Origin of the sequence: Gemmatimonas sp., assembly GCF_021298855.1 — a bacterium.
Classification (GTDB): domain Bacteria; phylum Gemmatimonadota; class Gemmatimonadetes; order Gemmatimonadales; family Gemmatimonadaceae; genus Gemmatimonas.
Genome location: NZ_JAJTHI010000027.1, coordinates 1 through 2,845 on the forward strand (window position 1 = coordinate 1; position 2,845 = coordinate 2,845).

At 72.7% G+C, this 2,845-nt stretch carries 3 protein-coding genes; 2 read left to right on the forward strand and 1 reads right to left on the reverse strand.

What is annotated here, in order from left to right; translation table 11 throughout:
* Both LW840_RS09935 and LW840_RS09940 read left to right on the forward strand, forming a co-directional pair.
* A partial coding sequence (locus LW840_RS09935) for a glycine cleavage T C-terminal barrel domain-containing protein (protein ID WP_291276915.1) occupies nt 1-1,683 on the forward strand: 1,683 nt, incomplete at its 5' end.
* On the forward strand, nt 1,676-2,251 hold the full coding sequence (locus tag LW840_RS09940; protein ID WP_291276916.1) for a sarcosine oxidase subunit gamma family protein: 576 nt from the start codon (nt 1,676-1,678) through the stop codon (nt 2,249-2,251). The genes LW840_RS09935 and LW840_RS09940, both read left to right, overlap by 8 nt.
* A 63-nt stretch (nt 2,252-2,314) precedes the next feature.
* Here LW840_RS09940 and LW840_RS09945 read toward each other — a convergent pair.
* Nucleotides 2,315-2,845 (reverse strand): MFS transporter (locus tag LW840_RS09945; protein ID WP_291276917.1); only part of this gene is annotated, 531 nt, incomplete at its 5' end.

Genomic DNA, 2,845 nt, shown 5'->3' on the forward strand with positions numbered 1-2,845 from the left:
CTGGGCACCGCCGTGCCGTCTGCCCCGCTCCCCGGGCAATGGCTCGCCGGCGCCGTGACCGGTCGATTGACCCTCGCGGACGCGCTCGCCGGGGGAGCGACCGCGGCGCGCGCGGCGTTGGGCCTGGCCGGCGAAGCGACGGCCCCGGGAACCGACGACGTGGACGAGGACCTGCCCGGGCTGATGTGGCAGGTGCCTGCCCCCGATGGCGACGAGTCGCGCAGCTTCGTGGATCTGCATCGCGATGCGACCGTGGCCGGCCTCTGGCGCGCGGTGGATGCCGGCGCCACCCACGTGGAGCACGTGAAGCGCTACACGCTCGTCGGGACCGGTGTGGAGCAGGGACGCTCCGCGAAGGTGCTGGCGGCCGCGCTGGTGGCCGCGCGCGCCGGACACGCGGCCGCCGCCGTGGGCACATCGGGAAGCCGGCCGCCGGTGGAGCCGATTCCCTTCCATCTGGTGGCCGGCCGCGCACAGGGCGCCCGCTTTGAACCGATACGTACGACCGCCCTGCACGCCGAGCACGTGGCGCTGGGCGCCGTGTTCGAGCCGGCAGGACCGTGGCTGCGCGCGTCGCGCTATCCCCGACCCTGGGAAACGCTCGACGACACGGTGCGGCGCGAAGTGCGCGCCGTGCGCACCGGCGTCGCGGTGGCCGACGTCTCCACCCTCGGCAAGCTGGACGTGCGCGGCCCCGACGCGGCGTGGGTGCTGGACCAGCTGTACGTGACCCCGCTGGCCTCGTTGCCCGAGGGGAAGGCGCGCTATGCCGTGCTCTGTCATCTCGATGGGTCCATTCTGGACGACGGCGTGGTGATGCGCACCGGCGCGCAGCGATACTTCGTGACCACCTCCACCGGGCACGCGGCCGCGGTGGCCGAGTGGATGGAGGAGTGGCTCCAAACGGAGTGGCCCGACAAGCGCTGCTGGGTCACGCCCATCACGGAACAGTTCACCACCGTGGCGGTGGTCGGACCCGACTCGCGCGCGCTGCTCGCCCGCGTGGCTCCCGGGCTGGCGGTGGACCGCGAGGCCTTCCCGTTTCTCGCCGTGCGCACCGCGACGGTGGCCGGCATCGCGGACGCCCAGGTGGCACGCGTCTCTTTCTCGGGCGAGCTGGCCTACGAAGTGAGCGTCCCGTGGCATGATGGACCGACCCTCTGGCGGGCACTGCTGGCCGAGGGCGCCTCGCTGGGGGTGACCCCGTACGGGCTCGACGCGCTGCAGGTCCTGCGCATCGAGAAGGGGTACCTCATTGTGGGGCAGGACACCGAGGCGCTCACCACACCGCACGATGCAGGGCTCGGATGGATGGTGCCCACGCGAAAGCCGTTCGTGGGGCGCCGCTCGCTCGAACGCATCGCCCCGCGGGCGGATGGGAGGGCACAGCTGGTGGGATTCCGCTCCAACGACCCGCACCTGGTGATTCCCGAAGGCGCCGCGCTCACGAGCGCGCTGGGGGAACCACCGATGCCCATCGACGGACATGTGTCCAGCAGTCGATACAGTCCCACGCTGGCGTGTGCCCTCGGGCTCGCGCTGGTGCGCGACGGCCGCGCGCGCCTGGGCGAGGTGCTGCACGCCCCGCTCCTCGATGGGCGAGTCGCCTCGGTGACCCTGGTGGACCCGGTGCATTACGATCCCGAGGGAGCGCGGCGGGATGGCGCGACCACCAATGAGTGATCACCTCCCCGTCGATCCGGCACTCGTGGCCCGCATGGCGGCGGCGTCTTCGCCGGCCGCCATGCTGCGGGCGTTGCCGTTGCCCCTGCTGATCAGTGTGCGCGCCCGAGGCGGGGCGTGCTCGCGCGTGGCCGCCGCACTCGCGGTCGAGGCGCTGCCTGGTCACGGCCCCATGGTGTCGTCACCAGTGGGGCGCGTGATATGGCTCCGGCCGGACGAGTGGCTGGTGGAGGCAGCGATCACGCCGCGTGACGCGCTGCTGGCCGCGCTGTCGCAGGCCGTGGGCGATGGGACAGCCGATGCCGAAGGCGCCGTGGTGGAGTTGTTGGCCAGCCGGCATGTTCTGGAACTGTCGGGCCCGCGCACGCGCGACGTGTTGGCGGCCATGTGCACGCTGGACCTGCACCCGCGCGCCTTCCCGGTGGGGCACGCCACGCAGACGCTGCTCGCGCGAGCGCCGGTGCTGCTGCAACTCGTCGACGCCACCCCCACGTGGCGCCTGCTGGTACGCCCGTCGTTCGTGTCGTACGTGGTCGAGTGGCTGGCAGACGCGATGGAGGGGGCGTAGCCCGGGCCGCGGGGCGCTGCCCCCGCGGCGCAGCCGGACCCGCCCGCCGCGGGGTGACGCGGCTCAGGTCGAGCTGATCCCCTCGTCCCGTCCCGTGGAGGCAAACAGGGCGGCGGCCACGAGGGCCACCGCCGCCCAGAAGGCCAGCATGGCGAACCACCCCCAGGCGTCCTTCATCAGCGGCACCAGCCAGATGGAGAGGATGCCGCCCACGTTCCCCATGAGGTTGAGGACACCGGTGGCGGCCCCCTCCCCTTCGCGCCCCAGCGCGGCCGCCGTGGTCCAGAAGGGCGCTTCGCAGCTGATGAGGCACGCCGCCGACAGGCTGAGCGCGATGATGGCCAGCGTGGGGGTGGGAATCCATGCCCCGGTCAGCACCAGCAGCGCTGCGAGCGTGAGCCCGCTGATGGCCACCCGACGGCGCGCCGTGGCTAGCCCGACCCGCTGGGCCAGCCGGTCGGCCAGCATGCCGGCGAGGGGGGCCGCGACGGTGGCCAGGAGATACGGCAGACTGGCCCATACCCCGGTCTCGAGCAGCGTGAAGCCGCGCGCCTCGATGAGATAGCGGAAAAACCAGAAGAAGAACACGTACAG

Bases quoted from the DNA above. Each gene is read 5' to 3' on its own strand.
- LW840_RS09940 (WP_291276916.1), top strand. From the start codon at position 1,676: ATGAGTGATCACCTCCCCGTCGATCCGGCACTCGTGGCCCGCATGGCG.